Origin of the sequence: Streptomyces sp. NPDC048295 (assembly GCF_040652135.1) — a bacterium.
Lineage (GTDB): Bacteria > Actinomycetota > Actinomycetes > Streptomycetales > Streptomycetaceae > Streptomyces.
Window position 1 is genome coordinate 1 of record NZ_JBEZLL010000039.1, and the last position, 18,766, is coordinate 18,766.

Below are 18,766 nucleotides of genomic sequence, written 5' to 3' on the forward strand. Positions count from 1 at the left end.
TTTTCTGTGTCGGTATTAAAGTCGTTTGCTCTTCCTATCTGCGGGTACCACATCGCTGCGCGATGTGCAAGGGGCGCGGTCGCTGCGCTCCCTTGGCCCACGCGGAGCGTGGGCGCCTCCCTCCGCTGCGCTCCTGGAGGCAGTGGGGCCGGCCGCTGCGCGCCCGGCTGGCCGTGCGGTGCGCGGCGGGGGCTGACGGGGTGCCAGGTGCGGCTAGTGGGGCCTCCAGTAGGGGAGTTGGGGAGCGTGGGGCGCTCCGGGCGGGTCCGCTGCGCTCCCCCGCCTGACGGTCCTTCCGGCTGCGCCTCCAGAACCTTGGGGCCCGCTGACGCGGGCCGGGCTGGTTACGAGGGTGGGGGTCGCTCGTTCGTGTGAGTTCCAGTGTAGTGCATGCATCGGGTTGATGCAGCATGTACCGTTGGCGGAAACACGGGACACCCCCCAACCACCCGGGCGGAGCGCGGCTTTTGATGCAAGGTCAGCGCCGGAATTCGGTTTCCCCCACTCGCGCGAGGAATAACGAATTGGGAAGCTGCGGACCCGAGCCACAGAACGGTACCTCAGATACCGGAAAGCCTGAACTCCGGCGTGCGGAGGTTACCGGAGCCGAATGGCCCCCCAGGGCCGGGCGGCGGAACCGCCCACCGGCACCGGCCACGCTTCCATGCTTTTGAGCGTCACGGCCGGTACCACCCGAGACTCAGAGCCGCTGCTGCCGTCCACGACCCGCAGCGGACCGACGGGGCCGCACGCGAAGCCGCGCGCGCCACGACGGGGTCCGGCCGGCGGGCTCTCATGCTGCTGCTGATGGGCGGATCCCACGGCGTGGCGGTGCTTGATCACTGAGGGGAGAACCGGTATCACGCGCGCGCACGCTCTAGAAGCAAGAGCCGTACGTTTCCGCAGGTCAGGGAGCCGAGTTCAGAAAGATATGTCAGCCCAGGACTGACATATCTCGGTCGCGACGTCAGCCGGTCCTGACCGATCAACATCGTTTCGTGGCACTACTGCCACGAAACGGCGCACGGTGCGTCAGTGGGAGGTTCGGACCCGATCCGGAAGCGGAGGGTCAGTCCAGGGCTGACGTACGGGTGACTTCCGTGTCGGCACTGCCGCGTTTTGGTGGCACTACTGCCACGGTTCTCCGCTATGGTTCTGGCACCACGACGATCAAGGAGGCAGCGACCCCATGAGCTCAGGGCCCCTGGACGGCAGTGCAGCGCCGAAGCTGCCCGGCGCCCCGTCCCGTCGTCGGCGGCGCCCGAAGCCGCCGCCCACCGCCTACAACCGGTCCTCCGGCTCCACCATCGACCTGCCCGCCGGCCATGCTGCCCAGGTCTTCCCGGTCGGCTCCAGTACGGGGTTCATCGGCGAGGCGTTCTCCATGGACAGCCTGGAGTTCATGCGCTGGGCTGCCGTCCGCTACGACGACGACCGGTTCGTGCTCGTGGTGCTGTTCCACCTGATGGGCTCGCAGAAGCCCGGCGGCCTGATCGAGGCCAAGCACGAGGACGTCGCCGAGGCCCTCGGGTACAGCCGGCCTCACATCAGCCGCGTCTTCAACGTCCTGGAGGCCGACGGCGCGCTGCGCAGGCTCCAGCGGGGCCTCTACCAGCTCAACCCGGCCGCGTCGCTCAGGGGCGGGCTGCGGGAGCCGCAGAAGAGCGAGAAGAAGCGCTCCAAGGCGGGTATGAGCGACAGGGTGGAGCAGCTGGACCTGCTGCGCGAGATCATGGAGGACCCGGACGCGCCCGACGCGTTCCGGGCGATGGCCGCTCCCGGCGCAAAACTGGAAGTGCGCAAGGAGTCGGATGGGGAAGGGAAGGCCACGTCATGACGTCCGCTGCCGAGGAATGGGTTCCGCGCCGCAACGTGCTGTGGGGCAGCTTCAACGGTCTCGCGTACGTGCCGCGGCTGCCTCCCACCGCCTACACCCTGCTGCTGCACATGATGACCGAGCAGAAGCCGGGCGGCCTGGTCGTCGCCACGCACGACGAACTCGCGGCCGGCCTCGCGATGGAGCGCGGCATGATCAGCCGCGCCATGCAGCATCTGGTCGCCGCCCGGCTCGTCACCGTGGTCCGCCGTGGACGCTTCCAGCTCCACCCGATGATCGGTGCGTTCAGCGACCCCCGCGAGCAGCAGCGAGCCGTCAAGGCGCTGCCCCGGGACATGCGACTGGACGTCGGCGACTTCGAAGACGAGTACGAGCGCCGCTTCCAGCTCCACCTGGACGAGAAGGCCCGCAAGGCCGAAGCCAAGGCCAAGGGCAACGTCACGCCCATCACCAAGACGACCCGCCTCAAGCGCGTCCACTGACCCGGCCGCCCGCCCAGCCGGGCAACACGGCGCTGCACCCCAGGTGCGGCGCCGTTCTCGTGCCCAGAGCAGTACACCGTTCCCCTCCAGGGGAAAGCCGCAGGTCGGCGGCGTACGGCGATGCGGGGCGGTAGCACCAGGTAAACCGGTTTGTTCTGGTTCTCCAGAACAAACCGGCGACTGCTTCCGCAGCGCGTACATCGTTCCCCTGGAGGGGAAAGGCGCAGATGGGCAACACCAGCGCGGGCGTTGGTCATCACCCCCGGGTGATGACCAACGGCGGAATGTGCCCCTGGTGCACAGGAAAGTGCACCAGGGGCACATTCGTCTGCCGCGGCCGACGGGCATCCCGCCCGGTTGCAGCAGCCCGCGTCCACGTAGCCAGCTCCGGTGCAGCGTCCATCCGCTCGACCTCACCGGTGCAGCGGATGGACGCTGCACCGGTGAGGTCGGCCTTGCTACCCGTGCAGCACCCGTGTGCCGCCCAGGTCGGCGAATGCTGCCCCGCGAGCAGGACGACCGGAGCAGCACCTGGCCTTGCACCCCGCGCTGCCCTTGCACCCTTCGCCACCAGGAGCAGCAGCCCGTGCAGCACGACGGGCAGCAACCCAGAAGGGTGCAAGGGCCGGGCGGTGCTGGAGGCCCTCGCCGGGGCTTCGCCGGGAGGCCGCCGGAGGCCGTCTGAGCGGGCCGCGTCGGGACAGCTTCTTGCACCCCAATGTAGTTAGGTACTTGTAGTACCTATGTGCGGGTTGAACTCTCCCCCCTGAGAGCGGAGCTCGCGGCCGGGAGAGCGAGAACACCGGCGCTGGAGACGAGCCGGCGGCAAGTCGGCCAGGGAGCCCGAGGGATGCCTCCGGGCCGCGCGAAGCGCTGTACGCCGCTGTGAGGGCCTGAGAGACCCGTGATCGTCGCTCGGCAGCCCGGAGGCGCTCGGAGCGGCGCAGGAGGCTGCACAGCGTCGGGAAGGATCATGCGCGCCCGGAGGTGACGGGCACGGTGGCCCGACCGTGCGAATGCTGCGCACCCATCAGAACCGCCGACCGAACATCCGCGTCAGCGAGATCTTGCACAGCCTCTACTGCCGGAATCTCGCCTACGGCGGGTGGGAAGAACGCGCTCGTCATCTGGTCAGTCAGTCCTACGTCTTCCTCATACGCGAGCGATCCCTCACCAACCGGCGGACCCGATCCCTCACCAGACGACGGACATGGTGGTCTGCAGCGGTCCGGTCCTCGCCGTCGGCGCCGGCGTCTTCGACCAGGACGAGCAGCACGCGGTCGGCCTGGTCCAGGACGTGGCGGGTCAGACCTCGATGTACGCGACGACGACGACGGTCTGCAACACCGAAATCCAGTACAAGATCCGGACGCGTTCGACGTCGTCGGCGTACTGGCGCAGCTGGGGGCCGGCTGCGGTGCCGGGGATCGGCTCGCCGACCTCGGGGTCGACGGAGATGACGACCAGGGCGCGGTCCAGGGCGTGGATGTCCGCCTCGCTGGTGATGCCCTCCAGCTGCTTCGCGGCGGAGTCGGAGAACGTGATGCGGGCGCGGCGCGGGCCGTGCGGGGTGGGCATCAGGCGACGGCCGGGCGCTGGGCGGCGAGGCGGGTGAGGTGGGCCTCGCGCAGCTCCTCCCACGGGGTGCACTGCTCGGGGTCGGGCAGGCCGTTGGTGGCGATGTCCTCGAGGACGGCGGCGAAGCGGTCGGCGTCGGCGCGGGTCTTGGCCGCGTACGCGCGGACCGCGTCGGCGGCCGCGGGCTCCAGCTGCCGGGCGGCGGTGTCGGCGGGGGTGGCCGGCTGTTCGCTCATCGAGGGCCTCCAGGGCGCGAACGGGCGTGTGTCACCACGGTATCGGCCGCACGGTGGCTGGGGGGCCGCTCTGCTTCACTCGGGCACGGGGCTCGCGGCCGCGGCTGCTTCCACCTTGGCGCACCAGGGTTCGCCGGCGCACTGCCCGCCGAATCCGGGGGTGGCGCAGGTGCACTCCCGTTCGCGCTCGGTCACCTGCGTGATGCGGTAGAGCCCCGGAGTCATCTTGGCCAGGCGCAGCGCCTGGACCTTCGCCGCGGCCTCTTCGATCGAGGTGGCGTGGGTGGTGTAGATCAGGGTGGTGGCGCCCGGGTGGGACGGGTCGGTGCACCGAGCCACGACCTGGAACTCGTACTGCGCGGTGGCGCCGTCGGTCGTCATCCCGGCGATTCTTCCGCACCCACCGGCCCACCGGGCCCGGTCCCGGCGATTACGTTCCGTACCCGCACCCGGCGAGGGTGTCACGCTGCTCGGTGGTGGAGCCGAAACCGGGGGTCAGCCCCGTGATTGCGGGCCCGATCGGCAGCGTGACACCCCAGCGTGACAGCCGGATCGAGGGTGTGTGACACCCCAGCGTGACAGTCCGATAGTCACCGTCGGTGATCAGCGGGCGGGGTGAGCGCACAGGTCAGGAACGCGGCGAGCGCACCGGCGGCTTCGGGCTCGGTGGTGGCAAGGCGGGCCGCGAACGCCAGCTGGTCGCCGTCGGCGTCGGGGACCAGGCGGGCGAGTTCGGCGAGCAGCGCGGCGTGCGCGCGGACCGGCGGTGTCAGAAGGCCGACGGCTTCCTCGCGGGCGCCCGGGTCGCGGTAGTGCCCGCGGTGCGCGGCCAGGGCACGCGCGAGCCAGGCGTCGACGTCGGCCTGGACGTACCCGCCGGCTCGCCGGGTGAGTTCGTCGCGTACGGCTTCGTCGCCGATGCGGGGCTCGGTCTGCTCCAGCGTGCCGAGCTCGCGCAGCGCCTGGAGCTCATCCACGCGGGCCGCGATCCGCATCGCTTCTCGCAGCTCGGCTTCCCGGGCGGCGGCGGCCGCGGCGTCGGCGGCGAGCTCGGCCTGGACGACGTCGTCGGTGTCCAGGTCGTAGACCGTGCCCGGCGCGGCCGCGGAGAGCAGCTGGTCGATGCGCTCCCACTCCGCGAGTTCCGCCGGGCCGCGTACGTCGTCGGCCAGGTCCTCGTGCCGGGACGCCTGTCGGGCGTCGAACCGCGCTTCATCGAGGGCCGCCGCGATGGCGCCGGCGTCCATTCCCTTCGCCCGGCGCCGTACGACGCGGCGGCCGATTCGGGCGGCGCGGGCCGGATCGTAGAGCGCGGCGGTTCGCGGGGCGGGCGGTCGGCGGGTGGTCTCGCCGGGCGGCCAGAAGCGGGTCATCTTCGGTCTCGCATTCATCGTGTGGATTCGGTGCGGGCCGCCGCCAGAGCGTTGTACGGCGGCCCGCCGATACGTTTTATAGCAGGCCCTGAATTTGGGCGGGTCAGAACCGGAAGGAAATTGACGTCACTGACGTGAAGTCCGCGCGGAGGCCATCCGCCCGTGTGCCCCATTCCGTGAAATACGACTCCGTGATGGCCTCCGCGACGATCGGATGCAGATCCTCCTCCGTCGCACCGGCTTCCTGGAGCTCCAGGATCTGCTTCACGTAGGTGGGCGAGATGTCCGTGGTGATCTGGCGCTCGCGGCCATCGTCCGAGCTGCCCGTGCAGGTGAATCCGAAGTACGCCGTCACCTCCACCATCATCCCCCTGGAGGTGGATGCCGCCGCGCGCACCTGTGCCCTGACCTGCGGTTGCCACTCGGATTCCGTCTCCTCCACCAGGGCGGCCTGAAGTCGCTTCTGCGGGGTCTTCAGCTTCCCTGCCCGGTAGCGCTCCACCGTCCGGCGCGAGACGCCCAGGCGCTCCGCCAGGGCCTTGGTCGACCCCTTCGCCCGCGTGAGGAGGAATTTCACCTGTGCATTTGCGGATTTCGGTGCGGGCCGGGTGAAGACCTTCCGCTCCGCCCGCGCGAGGGCCTCCAGGACCTTGCCGCGGCGCGGGGCCGGCTGCTGCTCGTGATCGCTCATACCTCCAGGGACCACGGTCCGCCTGTGGACAGCGGCCGGGCCTTCGCCCCCACACGCGAGCGAGCCCGGACCAACTGGTCCGTGAGCCGAAGCACGAGAGTTGTCACCATCGGCATCCGCTGAGCTGCGGCTTCGATCGGACGAAGCGCGGGGGTTGTCACCGATGCGGCGCGCTATCTGTCACCAGCGGCGTGCGAAGCACGGTTGATGTCACTGCCCCTAGCCCTCTGCGGACGCCTGAGCAGCTCCGCCAATCCCAGCTGTCCCGTCGCATCGGAGTTGTCTCTGCATCTTGGTCTGAGCTGCTGGTTCGCCAGGAGGTTCGAGAACACACTCCGTCGGATTCTCAACGGAACTGGCTTCGGTGGAATCCCTGGGCACCGTCCGTCGCCCTCGGCTGGTGCCGGGCACCATGGTGGAGTGATGAGCACTGAAGCAGAGCCGGTCGAACACGAAGATCGGTGGATCTTGAATCTCCGCGGGTGGGGTGTCGCTGGGATCACTGTCGACTACCGCCTCACGCTGGCCCTCGGTGAAGGTTGGGAAGTCGTGCTCGAAACGCCCGCTCGACTCTCATCCGGCCCGGCCCGAACTAATCCCGGCGTGCTTCTGGTGCCGGAGACTCAGGACGTGGCCGCAGTCCTTCCGCTCTTCGGGACGAAGGTCGTCTCTGCGGTCGCCTTCAAGTCCGGCACGCTCCGGATGGTGTTCGAGGATGGAACGCATCTGACGTGTCCAGCCGATGCGGCGTTCGAAGCGTGGCAGATCGCAGGACCGGGAGGATGGCGGTTCGTGTCCCTGCCGGGAGGCGACCTCGCCGTCTGGTCCGCCTCCGCAGCGAATGAGAATCCGCAAGGTCAGTCTGCAGAGCATTGAGAATCTGCCAATTGGAGTGCGACGGGACACCGGCGGCCGACCCGAAGTACTCCGGTCCTCGATCCCAGTGACAACAAGCTGCCTTGGTGACAACTACCGTGCTTCGGCTCAGTCCGGGCTCGCGGGCTGTTCGGGGCGCGGCTGCTACAGGTCGAACTCGAGGTGTTCGACATCGAGCATGCGGACTTCGTCCAGGCTCCCGGCGCGGCGGCCGCCGTCCTGGAAGTACACCTCCTTGAGCGCTTCGGCCGCGATCTCCCGCAGGCGGTCGTCACTGGCCCCGGCCGCTTGGGCGTCGAAGAGGCGGGCGGCGTAGACGGGTGGCAGGGCGACGGTCAGGTGCCGGATGCGGTCCTGGTCCGTGGAGCCGATCGGCGCGGTGTAGCCCATGCGGGCGCGGGCGTCGATGACGATGCCGCCGGTCGTCGCCGCCTTCTCGCGGGCCTTGGCCCGGATCTGCGGCTGCCACCGCTTGGTCACCTCGCGCTCCAGGCGCGCGGCGAGGTCGGCGCGCGGCTTCTTGGCCTTGCCCGCCACGTACCGCTCCACCTGCCGCTGGGACATGCCGAGCAGTTCGGCGACGGCCTTCGTGCCGCCGAGCTGCTTGACCATGTACCGCATCTGCGGGCCCGCGGACTTGGGTGCCGGGCGGGTGAACGCCTTCTGCACCGCCTTGTCCAGGCCGTCCCCGAACATGCTCATCGCCTGCGTACTCCCCTACTCGCCGTTGTCGGCGTCGGTGACGGTGCCGTCCTTGATGGACCGGGCGAGGTTGAGCTCCGGGGCGTTGAACCGCTCGCGGACTTCCTCGCCCCACAGGACGGTCTGGGTGCCCTCGTGCTTGACGAGGCCGGGGTTGATGCCGAGCTTGAAGCCGCCGGGCAGCGGCTTGCCCTCCCGGTAGGGCAGGAAGTCCAGCGGGCCCGGTCCGTTCGCGGCGTAGACGACGCAGTCGGACAGGATCGCGACGGGGTACTGCCCGGTGAACGCCGCGTGCTTGACGATCTTGCGGTGGAGGTTGATCCGGGTGCGGGAGATGACCGCCGCCCGGATGTCGGGGCGCCACGTCGGGCGCTCCAGGGCACGCCACCGCTCGCCCGGCCGCCAGCCCTCACCCCGGGGCCGCTCGCGCAGCTTGCCCAGGCCGCCCTTGACCGTCGCCTTGATCGCCGAGACGACGATCGTCAGCTCCGGGTCGCGCTCCTTGTAGCCGTCCATCGCCGCGAGGAAGTCCTGCGGCGACAGGTCGGCGTCGACGCCGAGGTCGGCCATCGTGGCGAGGTAGGCGTCACGCAGCCGCTGGTACCAGCCGTCCAGGTAGCGGCCGTTGTCGTACCGGACCCACGCCTCGGTCGGCGTGACGTCGTACCCGAGCTCCACCGCGTAGGCGACGGTGGGCGTCGCGTACCAGGCCGGGCCCGTGGGGCGGTCGCCCTTCGGCGTGAACGGGGAGGGCAGCAGCGAGCCGTCCAGCTCCACCCACTCCTTGCCGACCTTCACCTTCGACAGGTCGACGTGGGACAGGTCGACCAGCCACGAGCCGGGCAGCTTCGGGTCGAACACCGGGTTCTTGACGTGCGTCGGCTCACCGAGGCCGACGGTCAGCCCGTTCGCGCCGGCGGCGAAGGCCATGTTCACGTCCAGGCCGACCAGGTAGCGCAGGGTGCACTCGGCATCGGTCATCGGCCGCGCCCAGTCGTACGCCTCCTCGAACAGCTTGTCCGCCGGTCCCCGGACGGTGAAGCGCGGCAGGTCCGCCAGGAGCGGGTGCCCGTCGGGGGCCTCGCACGGCGCGCAGTCCACCGGGTCCTTACCCAGCGACCCGGGCGTCTTGGTCTCGGCCTGCCGCAGGACGCCGGTCTCCTCATCGCGCACGGCGTGGGTCGGCGGGTGCAGCGCGGTCATCAGCTCCAGGCCGGTGACGGCGGTGGAGCCGCGCGGCGTCATCACCCTGGACGCGTAGACGCCCAGGACGCGGGCGAGCTCCGCCGGCGGAAGCTGCGCGGCACCGCCCCAGAACCGGACGTCCAGCGCGTTCCACGACGGGATGCACAGCTGCACGCACTGGCGCTCCGAACCCTTGGCGGGGCGGTAGATCCGCGCCCACGGTCCGAACCCGCGCTTGGTCAGCTTCCAGTCGGCGCGCACCAGCTGCTTGACGACCTTGTGGCCCTCCGGGATCCGCCCGGCGTCCTTCTCCTCCGCCGTGAGCGAGACGGGCAGGCCGTAGCGCTCACACGCGGCCTCGGTGAGCACGATCAGCGGGTCGGCCGGCCTTCCCGGGCCGGACAGCTTCGGCTGACCGAGCTTCGCCTCCTTGAGCGTCCAGTCGACCAGGGACGGCAGGGACTTGGCGGGCACGTCCAGGACCAGGCCGCCGGTGCAGTACGCCAGCACCTGCCCGTCCTCGACGTCGACGACCGCGAGCGGCCCGTTCTCGAACCGCGGATCGATGCCCGCCGGGGTGCTGGCCGGGGCCGCCTTCCGCGTGCCGGGACGGCGCGACGTCGACGGCCTGGTGGTGCGCGCCGGACCCGGCGCGGCCTTTGTAGCAGTGGCGAGAGGGGCGGGGCTGGTCTGGGTGTTCTCGGTTGAAGTCATGACCGCAGCCTCGGGCGCCGGCCCTGTGGACAGCGGCCGCGGTTTTGCCGGTTCGGGCTCGGCAGTGAACGTGGCCGGCACCGCCGCCTCCTGGGCGGGCGCGGCAGCGTCGGCGGGGTAGAGCTCCGCGAGCTTGTCCAGCAGCCGGGCGTAGGCGTCGCGCTCGGGCGGGCGGGGTTCGGTCTTGCCGGACTCCCAGCCGGACACCGTGGCCCGGCGCACCTTCAGCGCGCCTGCCACCTCGTCAATCGTCAGGCCGTGTGCGGCTCGCAGCCGTTTGCGTTCCGCCGGGGGCGGCAGTACCGCGCGGGACGCGAGCAGCGCGTCGACCGCGTCGAACAACTCGGACATGGAACACCTCCTGACCCACACTCTACCCCACGGAACGCACGAATCGCGTACGTTGCCCGTACGAATCAAGTGCGAATCGCGTACGTTTCGCGATCATGGGCGTAGAGTGGGCGATCGATGAGGTCAATACCGAACGGCCCACGAGGGCACGCTCGCGCAACCACGGCCAGGAGACGTCAGTGAAGGAGTACGGCGAGTTGTCCGCCAAGACGATCGTGTCGGAGTCGACGGCGGGCGCAGCGTCGCAGGAACACCCGGTGGTGGTGTTCGTGGCCGGGCAGGCCGGCAGCGGCAAGACACTCGTAATGGACCTGGTACACGCAGCCCTGGAGCAGCGGGGTGGCGCGGTGCGGGTGGAACGGGACGCCTACAAGACCGCTCACCCCGGCTACTCCGGCTTCCTGGCGGAGGACGTTCGGACAGCCGGGGTGCGGGTGCGGCCGGACACGTACCGCTGGCAGGCCGAGGTCGAGGCCCGTGCGCGGGCGTGCCGGTACGACGTCGTGGCGGAGGAGGCCCTGGCCGACCCGGCCGGGTGGCTAGCCTCGGTGGCTGCCTACCGCGCGGCCGGCTACCGGGTCGAGGTGGTGGCCCTGGCCGTGCCGGAGGCCGTCTCACAGCTCGGTGTGCTGGACCGGTACCTGCGGCTCGCCGAAGAGGGCCAGGGGGCGCGGTACGTGGGGTGGGACAACCACGACGCCTGCGCGGCCGCGCTGGCCACAGCCCTGGCCGAGATCGAGGCCGGGCGCCTGGCCGACCGTGTCGTCGTCGTGCGGCGCGCGGGCGAGGTCCTGTACGCCAACGAAGTCACCCCTGATGGCAGGTGGCTCCACCCGGTCGGGGCCCGGGAGGCATTGCTGGCCGAGCGGTTACGGCCGTGGGACGCGGCGGAGACCGGCGCTTTCCGCCGCCAGCTCGCCGATGCCGACCGGCGGGCGCACGATCCCCGGCTGCCCGAGGACTGGGCCCTGGCGGTGCGACGCGACGGCGAGCGTGCCGCCGCCCTGGCCGAGCCGCTGCGGCGTACCGCACAGGCCAGGAGGCAGGCGCCGGGCGTCGACTACCACCGCCTCTCCGCCGAGGAACACCGGTGGATCTGGGACGTACTGATCGCGCCGTCGCTCCTGGAGGGCATCACGCCGCAGGAACAACCGGTCGCGGTCTACGTCATGGGCCAGCCCGGCTCCGGCAAGACCAGCCAGGCCCAGGTGCTGCGCCGGGCCCTGCGCGGCCGGCCCACGCAGATCAGCGGCGACGACTTCAAGGCGATGCACCCGGACTACTACGACCTGCTGCGCGAGGAGCCGCGTACGGCCGGGGAACGGATCCGGGCGGACTACCGGGCCTGGCAGGCGATGGCCGAAGCGGCGGTTCGAGAACGGCGCGGGGACGTGACCATCGAGATCGCCCCCGGCAGCCCGGCCGCCTTCGTGGAAAGCGCGATGGCCTACCGGCGGGCGGGCTACCGGGTGGAGCTGGTGGTGCTGGCCGTGCGGGCAGCGGACTCCCGGCAGGGCACCGCGGTGCGTTGCGCCGACGTCAACCGGCTGGGCGGGCACGGCCGGTTCACCACCGCCTCCGGGCACGACCGGCACCTCGCCGTGCTCGCCGACGCGGTCGCCGCAGCCGAGCAGGAGCCGGTGGCCGACTCCGTCATGGTGTGGCGGCGCGACGGCACCGTCCTCTACCGCAACGACCGCACCCCTCAAGGCTCCTGGTCACGGCCGAGAGCCGCAGCGGACGTGCTGCTCGCCGAGCAGACCCGCCCCTACACCTCCCAGGAGGCGGCACGCTTCTGGGCCCTCCAGCGCCGCCTGCGCACGGAGCTCCCGCACTACCGCCACGACCTGGAGCAGATATCCCGCCTGGCGCGAGCGCTGATGCCCGACCACCTCCAGCCGCGGAGACTGACCGGCCCCACGCCCGTGGCCGCCCTCCCCCTTCCCCGGGCCCGCAACGATGCCAGTTACGGGCCGGTGGCCTCCAGCTCCTTCAGCCGGGCCGCGTAGAGAGCGGTGATACGGGATGCCTCCTGCGTGTCGGCATCCCTCAGCCGCGCCTGGTCCCGCACGCACTCCTGCTGCCGGGCGAGCAGGTGCTCCAGCCGCTCCGGGTCGGGTTGCGAGGAACGGCGCTCCGCCAGGAGTTCACGGGTGTACCAGGCCATCACCTCCCTCACCAGATCAGAGGGGACCTGCGGGCCGACCGCATCGGACGGCTCGGAGGAACTGGAGGGGGCTGCCGGATCGTGCACGAGAACCAACTTCTTCCACGGGAAGACGGCAAAACAATCATTGTCGAGCGCCGCCGGTATTCCGTCCATTACCCGGTGCGGACCGGACGTGCCCGCCACAGTGCCCGCCCGCGGCTACCGGGCGGCATAGGTTGGGGCTGAGACGATCACCTGTGGGGGGACCATGGCCGACAACTTGCGTGCGCTGTTCAGCTCCAACGACCCGTCGGCGTTCGACGTCGCGGAGGCGTTCACCGACCGGCACAGCCAGTGGGTCCTGGTGGCCGCCGCACTCGAGGAGCACCTGCACCGCATCGCAGGCCGGTCCTTCGACGTGGAGGACCTCGAAGCCCCCCGCCGCAATCTGATCGTCTTCCACGGGGTGGGCGGCGTCGGGAAGTCGACCCTGCTCCGCAAGATCGAGGCAGCGCTCACCGCTGCCGAGCACCGCCCCGCGCAGTGGGGCGCACCCACCTGGACGGACCGGGTGCTGCCCATCCGGATCGACCTGTCCCGGGCGGCATCGGCCGGCTCGGACCTCGAGCGCGTGATCCTGACGATCCGCCTCGCGCTCGCCGAGGCTCTCGGCCGGCCGATGCCGTCCTTCGACGTGGCGCTGCGGCACTACTGGGAGCACGTGCACCCCGGTGAGCCGCTAGACGAGTACGTCCGGCGCACTGGCCTGGCCGGGAAGTTCGCGAACATGCTGCCCGGACAGCTGACGGCCGGGGTGGGGGAAATGGCCGCCGCCCTGGCGCTGCCGGGGCTGGTCGGCTCGGCGGCCGGACAGCTCACCTCGGCGCTCGTGTCGGCGCTGCGCGAACGTCAGGAACGTGCCCAGGCCCTGGCCGGCGCCACCAGGACGGCGGCCCTGCTGGAGGCCACCCCCGACCTGGAGGCGCTGTCCTACTACCCGCACCTGCTTGCCTGGGACCTGAACCAACTGCCCGCGAAGAAGCGACTCACCCCGGTGGTCCTGCTGGACACCTTCGAAGACACCGCGGACCGCCACCGGGACTTCGAGCGGCTGCTGCAGCGCCTGGTCTGGCTCATGCCGAACGTCTTCTTCGTCATCGGCGGCCGCAGCCGTCTGCCGTGGGCGGACCCCGCACTCCACGGCCAGCTCGACTGGACAGGCCCCACCGCCTGGCCCGGCCTGGCCACCTCCTCTTCCCTGACGGTTCCGCAGCCACGGACAGCCGGATCCGGCGCCCGGCAGTACCTGATCGGCGACCTCTCCCCCGAGGACTGCGAGACCCACCTCGCCCGCCGCCTGGTCCAGCACGACCAACCCCTCATCGGCGCCGACATCCGGGCCGCGATCACCGCCCGCTCCCACGGCCTGCCCCTCCACCTCGACCTCGCCGTCTCCCGCTTCCTGGAGATCCGGCGCACCGGCCGCACCCCCACCGCCGCCGACTTCGACTGCAGCTTCCCCGCACTCCTGGCCCGCACCCTCTCCGACCTCACCCCAGAAGAACGCCACCTGCTGCGCAGCGTCTCCCTGCTGGACGCCTTCGACCTCGACCTCGCCACCCGCACCGCCGGCCTCACCCAGCAGGCCCCCGCCCGCCGCCTGACCGAGCGGCCCCTGGTCACCGAAGACCCCTACGCGCTGTGGCCCTACCACCTGCACCGCGCGATCCGCACCGCCGTCCGCGACGACGACCACAGCGACGACCGCTGGACCCCCGCCGACTGGCACCAGGCCGCCACCCGCGCCCTCGCCGCCCTCGGCGACCAATGGACGAACGCCGCCGCAACCGGCCCGAGCCGGCTCCTCCTCGTCGCGTGCCTGCGCCAGGGCCTGCGCCTGGCCCGCGACCACCACCTCACCGACCTGGGCTGGCTCACCGACGCCGCCCACGCCTACACCGAAGACTCCGTGTGGGAGCCCCTCGCCCTGCCCACCGACACCGGCACCGAACCGGTCCCGGACACCCCCGCCGACGCGCTGGCCGAACTTCTCACCGCGATCGCCCGCCGTCAGCACGAACACCGCCAGCGCACTGCGGACCGCCTCACCGCCGTCCTCGACACCGGCCTGCTGCCCGCCGAGCTCGCCGAGGTGGGCCTCTACTACCGGGCGAAGGCGTACAAGGACCTCAGCCAGAACCGGGCCGCCCGCGCAGGAATGCAGCAGGTCGCCGACGCGGGCGGCCGGTACGCACCCCGGGCCCGCCGGGGACTGGCCAATTTGGCCCGCCTCGCCGGCGACTTCCCCACCGCCCTGGCCGCCGCCCCCACCCTGGGGTGGAAGGGCCGCCACCACCGGGTCCTCGGCGACATCCACTGGTCCCACGCCGACACCGCCCAGGCCGTCGCCGCCTTCGAAGCCGGCCGTAGCGAAGCCGAGCAGCACGGCGCGGTCGGCGAGCGCGCCATGACGCAGGTCCGCCTCGCCCTGGCCCTCTCCTTCGCCGACCCCGGCCGGGCCGGCGACGAGCTCGCTCTCGCCCACCGGTTCCTGAACGGCCTCGATCAGCGCTCCAACACCCTCCTCGCCCAGGTCGTCGCCCTGATCAAGGACGCCGGAACCGACAGCGTCCCCCGCCGCGCCCAGGGCCTGCACGCCGACATCGAGGCCGCGGGTCTCCCCTTCCTCCACCGCTTCGTGGAGCTCGCCCTCGCCTTCCACCATGCCGTCCGCGGCGAGGACCAGGACCTGGCCGCCACCATCAGCCGTCTGCGCGAGCTCACCGCTACCGGCGGCTTCGCCTACTTCACCGACATCGCCCACTTCATGGCCGCCCTGCCCCTGCCCGGACCATCGACCACCCGCTGGACCAAGAGCGAGGACGACGTCCGCTCCGCCTGGCGCGGCCTGGTCCACGCCCGGCAGGAACACCTGCGCACCGGGAACTGACCCCGTACACGCACGATGGCCCCGACCAGATGTGTCTGGTCGGGGCCATCGTGCGTGTACGGGCAAGAACCGGGCACCGGGCCCGGAGAAAGTCAGCTGGCGTCGGGATCCCGGCCCACCAGCTGGGTGAGCAGCTCGATGATCTGGGCCTGGTTCCGGTCGATCTTCTTGTCGAGAGCCTCGACCTTCTGGTCCAGGTTACCGATCTGCAGGCGCACCGCGGTCAGGTCGGACTTGATGATCCCGAACTCGCGGTCATGCTTCCCCGCGACCTCTTCGAAACGCCGGGTCAGGGCAGCAAGCTCGCTCTGGGCGATGGGGTCCTCGGGCACGCGGAACGCTCCTGCCGGATCATGAAAAGCAACAGACATCAGGGGCCCCACAATATCGCGCCCCCCGACTCGACCCGATGCCGTCCTGCCGGGTCAGTAGTCCATGTACAGGTGTGCGCCGGCGTCCCGCAGAGCGGGGCGCCGGCCGGCGATCCGGACGTGCGGGCCGCCATCGGCCCGGTGATGTGCCAGGGCCTGGCGCACCAAACGACGTTCGGCGTGGACTTCAACCCGGCCGCCAACAGGCTGCGGGTCATCTCCAACACCGGGCAGAACCTGCGCCACAACATCGACGATGCGGCAGCGCCGCTGACGACCACCGTCGACGGCACCCTCACCAATCCCACCACGCCGCCGTCGACCGCGATGGGGGTCACCGGCGCCGCCTACACCAACGACGACCTGAACACCGCCACCGCGAGGACCCCGTTCGACCTCGACACGATGGCCGACCGGATTTCCCTGCAGTCCCCCGCCAGCGCCGGCACCCTGGCCCTCACCGGAAGCCTCGACGTGGACGCCGCCCTGGATGCCGGATTCGAGATCTACTACAACCCGGCCGCGGGAACGAACTACGGCTTCGCCGCCATCGGCACTGGCGGCTCCTACCGCCTCTACGCCATCGACGTGCTGGCCGGCAAGGCCACCGGCAAGGGCGCCTTCCCGACCAAGTACCAGGTCACCGACCTGGCCCTGCCCATCAACCAGAAGTAGCGGCACGCCCTGCCACCCGGCGCGCGCACCCGGTCCCGACGGCGGCCGGCGTGCCGGGCCTGTCTGCCGGTCCGCTCAAAGCAGCCGACGATGCCGGTGGCCCCGCGCCCTTCGAGGGAAGGAGGCGGGGCCACCGGCCGTTGCTGGTTCGTGTTCCTGCCGAGGGTTACTTGGGCATCAGGACGGTGTCGACGATGTAGACGTTGGCGTTGGCGGTCTTGACGTTGCCGCAGACCACGTTGGAGGTGTCGTTGACCTTGTAGGACTCGCCGGAGCCGGTGGTGGTGACCATGCCCTTCTGGAGGGTTTCGAAGGATCCGTTCTCCAGCTGCTTGGGCGTCAGCTTCTGGCCCACCACGTGGTAGGTGAGGATCTTGGTGAGGGTGGCCTTGTCGGCGAGGACCTTGTCGAGGTCGGCCTTCGGGATCTTCGCGAAGGCGTCGTTGGTCGGCGCGAAGACGGTGATGTCCTTGGCGTTGTTGAGGGTGTCCACGAGCCCGGCCTGCTTGACCGCGGCGACGAGGGTGGACAGGGCCGGGTTGTTGGAGGCGGCGGTGGCGACCGGGGCCTTGGCCATGCCGTCGAACGAGCCGGCGCCCTCCTTCGGTACTCCGGCACACGCCGGGCCGAACGGCTGGTCGCCGGTCATCGATTCGCCCGCGGTGGTGCTTTCGCCGGTCTTGGCCTGGTCGCCGGCTGCCGCGGTGGGGGCGGCCTTGGTGTCGCTGCCGGAATCGGAGCACGCTGCCAGGGAGAAGGGCAGCACGGCGGCTGCGGCGACGGCGATCGCGGTACGGCGGATCTTCATGTTCTTCATGATCGATTGCTCCTTGAAGGGTTTCTCTGGGGTGTTGACGCCGGTGGTCGTGCTGCCCGGAACGCGGCCGTGCGGCCGCGCCGGGTGGTCTAGGGGACGGTGACGAAGACGCTGTGCCAGCCGCTCGCGCCGTCGGGGATGGTCCGTGTGCGCTGTTCGGTCTGCACCTGACCGGTGCCGTCGGTGGCGCGGACGGTGATCGTGTGCCCGCCGGGTGTGGTCTTCCAGGGGTAGGACCACTGGCGCCATGTGTCCACGGTGGCCTGGACAGCGAGGTCGGTGTCCTGCCACGGGCCGTCGTCGATGCGGACCTCGACGCGGGTGATGCCGCGGTGCTGGGCCCATGCGACCCCGGCGACAGTGATGCTGCCGGCCGCGGGGCGGGCGAAGGGCTTGGGGGTGTCGATGCGGGCCTGCGTCTTGATCGGCGCCTTCCGGGCCCACTTCCGCTTGACCCAGTACGGGTCGTAGGCATCGAAGGTGGTCAGCTCGATGTCGGTGATCCACTTGCAGGCCGATACGTACCCGTACAGGCCGGGAACGAGCATCCGCACGGGGAAGCCGTGGGCGAAGGGCAACGGCTCGCCGTTCATCCCGACCGCAAGCATCGCGTCCCGGCCGTCCATGACGTCCTCGACCGGGGAGCCGAGGGTCATCCCGTCCACCGAGCGGGCCACCAGCTGATCCGCCTTGCCCCCTCGGGACGGTGCCCGGACTCCTGTCTCCTCGAGAAGGTCGGCAAGGGGGACGCCGAGCCAGCGGGCGGTGCCGATGTAGGGGCCGCCGACCTCGTTGGAGACACAGGTCAGCGTGATGTCGCGCTCGATGAGGGGACGGGCCAGGAGCTGGTCGAGGCGGTAGGTGCGCGGCCGGGTGACCCCGCGGCCGTGGATGCGCAGCCGCCAGGTGTCTGCGTCGACCTTCGGCACGGTCAAGGCGGTGTCGACGCGGTAGAAGTTGGAGTTGGGGGTGGTTAAGAGACTGATGCCGGCCACCTTCAACTGGACGTCGGCCGGGACGGCGGGCGCCGGTGAGGCGGGAGCCGGCAGGACCAGGCTGTTGCGGGAGGCGACAGCGCCGCGGCCTTGGCGGCCGGCGAAGTACCGGCCGAGCGCGCCGACCGAGCCGGCTGCCACAGCGGTGACCCCGGCCGCGGTGAGGAAACCGCGCCGGCTCCACCCGCCGGTCGCGGCCTGAGCGTCTCCACCGGCGAGGGCCGGGCCGGGTGCGGCTTTGACAGCAAGGAAATACAGGACGAGCGCCCCGGCGAGGGCTCCGGTGAGGGAGGGCAGCACGTCGCCAATGCCGGTGGAGTCGGGGCGGCCGAGGGCCGCAGCAGAACCGACGATCCCGAACAGCAGGACGCCGGCGGCGCCGGCCCGCCGGTGCGAGAGGGCCAGGATGCCCAGACCGAGGGCGAAGAGGGCGAGAATCGCCAGGATTCCCAGCTGCAGGACGGTCTTGTCGTTCTCGCCGAACGTACGGATCGCGAAGTCCTTCACCGCGGCAGGTGTCCGGTCGATCACCGCTCCCCCGACGACCGTCACGGGCCCGGCCGCCGGACGCACCAGTCCGGCGACCAGCTCGGCCACGGCCAGCGCCGTGAACGCGGCCAGAATGCCGGACAGGGCGCCCCGGGCGGCGAGGGAGAGGATGCTGCGGAAGCTGCTCACACCCGCCATTCGGCGGCCCCCGCCCGGCGGATTGGTCCGGCATCCGAAAGAGTGAACCGACCGGTGATGTTGCCTTCACCTCGCCGGTGCGGAGGCCGCGGGCCGA

The 18,766-nt window shown here is 70.9% G+C and carries 17 protein-coding genes; 6 read left to right on the top strand and 11 right to left on the bottom strand.

What is annotated here, in order from left to right:
* Nucleotides 1–1,189 precede the first annotated feature (1,189 nt).
* Both AB0D53_RS37375 and AB0D53_RS37380 read left to right on the top strand, forming a co-directional pair.
* Nucleotides 1,190–1,837: a helix-turn-helix domain-containing protein gene (locus tag AB0D53_RS37375; protein ID WP_362453823.1), complete on the top strand. Its 648-nt coding sequence runs from the start codon at nucleotides 1,190–1,192 to the stop codon at nucleotides 1,835–1,837.
* Nucleotides 1,834–2,319, top strand: a complete 486-nt coding sequence (locus AB0D53_RS37380; protein ID WP_362453824.1) for a hypothetical protein — start codon at nucleotides 1,834–1,836, stop codon at nucleotides 2,317–2,319. The genes AB0D53_RS37375 and AB0D53_RS37380 overlap by 4 nt, the downstream gene beginning before the upstream one ends.
* A gap of 1,305 nt (nucleotides 2,320–3,624) precedes the next feature.
* Here the strand turns inward: AB0D53_RS37380 and AB0D53_RS37385 are convergent.
* From AB0D53_RS37385 to AB0D53_RS37405, 5 genes are all read right to left on the bottom strand, one after another.
* Nucleotides 3,625–3,897 (bottom strand): hypothetical protein, encoded by a 273-nt coding sequence (locus tag AB0D53_RS37385; protein WP_362453825.1) that lies wholly within the window; start codon nucleotides 3,895–3,897, stop codon nucleotides 3,625–3,627.
* Nucleotides 3,897–4,133, bottom strand: a complete 237-nt coding sequence (locus AB0D53_RS37390) for a hypothetical protein (protein WP_362453826.1) — start codon at nucleotides 4,131–4,133, stop codon at nucleotides 3,897–3,899. Before AB0D53_RS37390 ends, AB0D53_RS37385 begins: the two co-directional genes overlap by 1 nt.
* 75 nt (nucleotides 4,134–4,208) lie before the next feature.
* Nucleotides 4,209–4,514, bottom strand: a complete 306-nt coding sequence (locus AB0D53_RS37395) for a hypothetical protein (protein WP_362453827.1) — start codon at nucleotides 4,512–4,514, stop codon at nucleotides 4,209–4,211.
* 209 nt (nucleotides 4,515–4,723) lie between these two features.
* Nucleotides 4,724–5,524 carry a hypothetical protein gene (locus tag AB0D53_RS37400; RefSeq protein WP_362453828.1) on the bottom strand — a complete coding sequence of 267 codons (801 nt, stop codon included), beginning with the start codon at nucleotides 5,522–5,524 and terminating at the stop codon, nucleotides 4,724–4,726.
* An 85-nt stretch (nucleotides 5,525–5,609) separates the two neighbouring features.
* Nucleotides 5,610–6,197 carry a terminal protein gene (locus AB0D53_RS37405; RefSeq protein WP_362453829.1) on the bottom strand — a complete coding sequence of 196 codons (588 nt, stop codon included), beginning with the start codon at nucleotides 6,195–6,197 and terminating at the stop codon, nucleotides 5,610–5,612.
* Nucleotides 6,198–6,620: 423 nt separating this feature from the next.
* Between AB0D53_RS37405 and AB0D53_RS37410 the strand changes: the two genes are divergently transcribed.
* On the top strand, nucleotides 6,621–7,073 hold the full coding sequence (locus AB0D53_RS37410; protein ID WP_362453830.1) for a DUF6188 family protein: 453 nt from the start codon (nucleotides 6,621–6,623) through the stop codon (nucleotides 7,071–7,073).
* A gap of 144 nt (nucleotides 7,074–7,217) precedes the next feature.
* On the opposite strand, the gene AB0D53_RS37415 is transcribed toward AB0D53_RS37410, so the two are convergent.
* Together AB0D53_RS37415 and AB0D53_RS37420 are read right to left on the bottom strand one after the other, a co-directional pair.
* On the bottom strand, nucleotides 7,218–7,775 hold the full coding sequence (locus tag AB0D53_RS37415; protein WP_362453831.1) for an XRE family transcriptional regulator: 558 nt from the start codon (nucleotides 7,773–7,775) through the stop codon (nucleotides 7,218–7,220).
* Nucleotides 7,776–7,790: 15 nt separating this feature from the next.
* Nucleotides 7,791–10,025, bottom strand: a complete 2,235-nt coding sequence (locus AB0D53_RS37420) for a helix-turn-helix domain-containing protein (RefSeq protein WP_362453832.1) — start codon at nucleotides 10,023–10,025, stop codon at nucleotides 7,791–7,793.
* A gap of 179 nt (nucleotides 10,026–10,204) precedes the next feature.
* Here AB0D53_RS37420 and AB0D53_RS37425 point away from each other — a divergent pair, with 179 nt between their 5' ends.
* Nucleotides 10,205–12,034 (top strand): zeta toxin family protein, encoded by a 1,830-nt coding sequence (locus AB0D53_RS37425; RefSeq protein WP_362453833.1) that lies wholly within the window; start codon nucleotides 10,205–10,207, stop codon nucleotides 12,032–12,034.
* On the opposite strand, the gene AB0D53_RS37430 is transcribed toward AB0D53_RS37425, so the two are convergent.
* On the bottom strand, nucleotides 11,992–12,279 hold the full coding sequence (locus AB0D53_RS37430) for a hypothetical protein (protein WP_362453834.1): 288 nt from the start codon (nucleotides 12,277–12,279) through the stop codon (nucleotides 11,992–11,994). The two genes, AB0D53_RS37425 and AB0D53_RS37430, sit on opposite strands and share 43 nt — an antisense overlap.
* Nucleotides 12,280–12,442: 163 nt before the next feature.
* On the opposite strand from AB0D53_RS37430, the gene AB0D53_RS37435 reads away from it, so the two are divergent.
* Entirely contained in the window at nucleotides 12,443–15,124 is a 2,682-nt protein-coding gene (locus AB0D53_RS37435) for an ATP/GTP-binding protein (RefSeq protein WP_362453835.1), read from the top strand.
* 92 nt (nucleotides 15,125–15,216) lie between these two features.
* Here AB0D53_RS37435 and AB0D53_RS37440 read toward each other — a convergent pair whose 3' ends face one another.
* Complete coding sequence (locus AB0D53_RS37440; protein WP_362453836.1) at nucleotides 15,217–15,456, bottom strand: hypothetical protein; 240 nt, start codon at nucleotides 15,454–15,456, stop codon at nucleotides 15,217–15,219.
* 183 nt (nucleotides 15,457–15,639) lie between these two features.
* Between AB0D53_RS37440 and AB0D53_RS37445 the strand changes: the two genes are divergently transcribed.
* Nucleotides 15,640–16,170 carry a DUF4394 domain-containing protein gene (locus AB0D53_RS37445; protein ID WP_362453898.1) on the top strand — a complete coding sequence of 177 codons (531 nt, stop codon included), beginning with the start codon at nucleotides 15,640–15,642 and terminating at the stop codon, nucleotides 16,168–16,170.
* A 166-nt stretch (nucleotides 16,171–16,336) separates the two neighbouring features.
* Here the strand turns inward: AB0D53_RS37445 and AB0D53_RS37450 are convergent, their stop codons facing one another.
* Both AB0D53_RS37450 and AB0D53_RS37455 read right to left on the bottom strand, forming a co-directional pair.
* Complete coding sequence (locus AB0D53_RS37450; protein WP_362453899.1) at nucleotides 16,337–16,987, bottom strand: fasciclin domain-containing protein; 651 nt, start codon at nucleotides 16,985–16,987, stop codon at nucleotides 16,337–16,339.
* 89 nt (nucleotides 16,988–17,076) lie between these two features.
* Entirely contained in the window at nucleotides 17,077–18,669 is a 1,593-nt protein-coding gene (locus AB0D53_RS37455) for a molybdopterin-dependent oxidoreductase (protein WP_362453837.1), read from the bottom strand.
* Between the last annotated feature and the right edge of the window lie 97 nt (nucleotides 18,670–18,766).

Bases quoted from the DNA above. Each gene is read 5' to 3' on its own strand.
- AB0D53_RS37380 (WP_362453824.1), top strand. From the start codon at position 1,834: ATGACGTCCGCTGCCGAGGAATGGGTTCCGCGCCGCAACGTGCTGTGG.
- AB0D53_RS37390 (WP_362453826.1), bottom strand. From the start codon at position 4,133: ATGAGCGAACAGCCGGCCACCCCCGCCGACACCGCCGCCCGGCAGCTG.
- AB0D53_RS37445 (WP_362453898.1), top strand. From the start codon at position 15,640: ATGTGCCAGGGCCTGGCGCACCAAACGACGTTCGGCGTGGACTTCAAC.
- AB0D53_RS37435 (WP_362453835.1), top strand. From the start codon at position 12,443: ATGGCCGACAACTTGCGTGCGCTGTTCAGCTCCAACGACCCGTCGGCG.
- AB0D53_RS37375 (WP_362453823.1), top strand. From the start codon at position 1,190: ATGAGCTCAGGGCCCCTGGACGGCAGTGCAGCGCCGAAGCTGCCCGGC.
- AB0D53_RS37450 (WP_362453899.1), bottom strand. From the start codon at position 16,987: ATGAAGAACATGAAGATCCGCCGTACCGCGATCGCCGTCGCCGCAGCC.
- AB0D53_RS37405 (WP_362453829.1), bottom strand. From the start codon at position 6,197: ATGAGCGATCACGAGCAGCAGCCGGCCCCGCGCCGCGGCAAGGTCCTG.
- AB0D53_RS37420 (WP_362453832.1), bottom strand. From the start codon at position 10,025: ATGTCCGAGTTGTTCGACGCGGTCGACGCGCTGCTCGCGTCCCGCGCG.
- AB0D53_RS37415 (WP_362453831.1), bottom strand. From the start codon at position 7,775: ATGAGCATGTTCGGGGACGGCCTGGACAAGGCGGTGCAGAAGGCGTTC.
- AB0D53_RS37385 (WP_362453825.1), bottom strand. From the start codon at position 3,897: ATGCCCACCCCGCACGGCCCGCGCCGCGCCCGCATCACGTTCTCCGAC.
- AB0D53_RS37455 (WP_362453837.1), bottom strand. From the start codon at position 18,669: ATGGCGGGTGTGAGCAGCTTCCGCAGCATCCTCTCCCTCGCCGCCCGG.
- AB0D53_RS37400 (WP_362453828.1), bottom strand. From the start codon at position 5,524: ATGAATGCGAGACCGAAGATGACCCGCTTCTGGCCGCCCGGCGAGACC.
- AB0D53_RS37395 (WP_362453827.1), bottom strand. From the start codon at position 4,514: ATGACGACCGACGGCGCCACCGCGCAGTACGAGTTCCAGGTCGTGGCT.
- AB0D53_RS37410 (WP_362453830.1), top strand. From the start codon at position 6,621: ATGAGCACTGAAGCAGAGCCGGTCGAACACGAAGATCGGTGGATCTTG.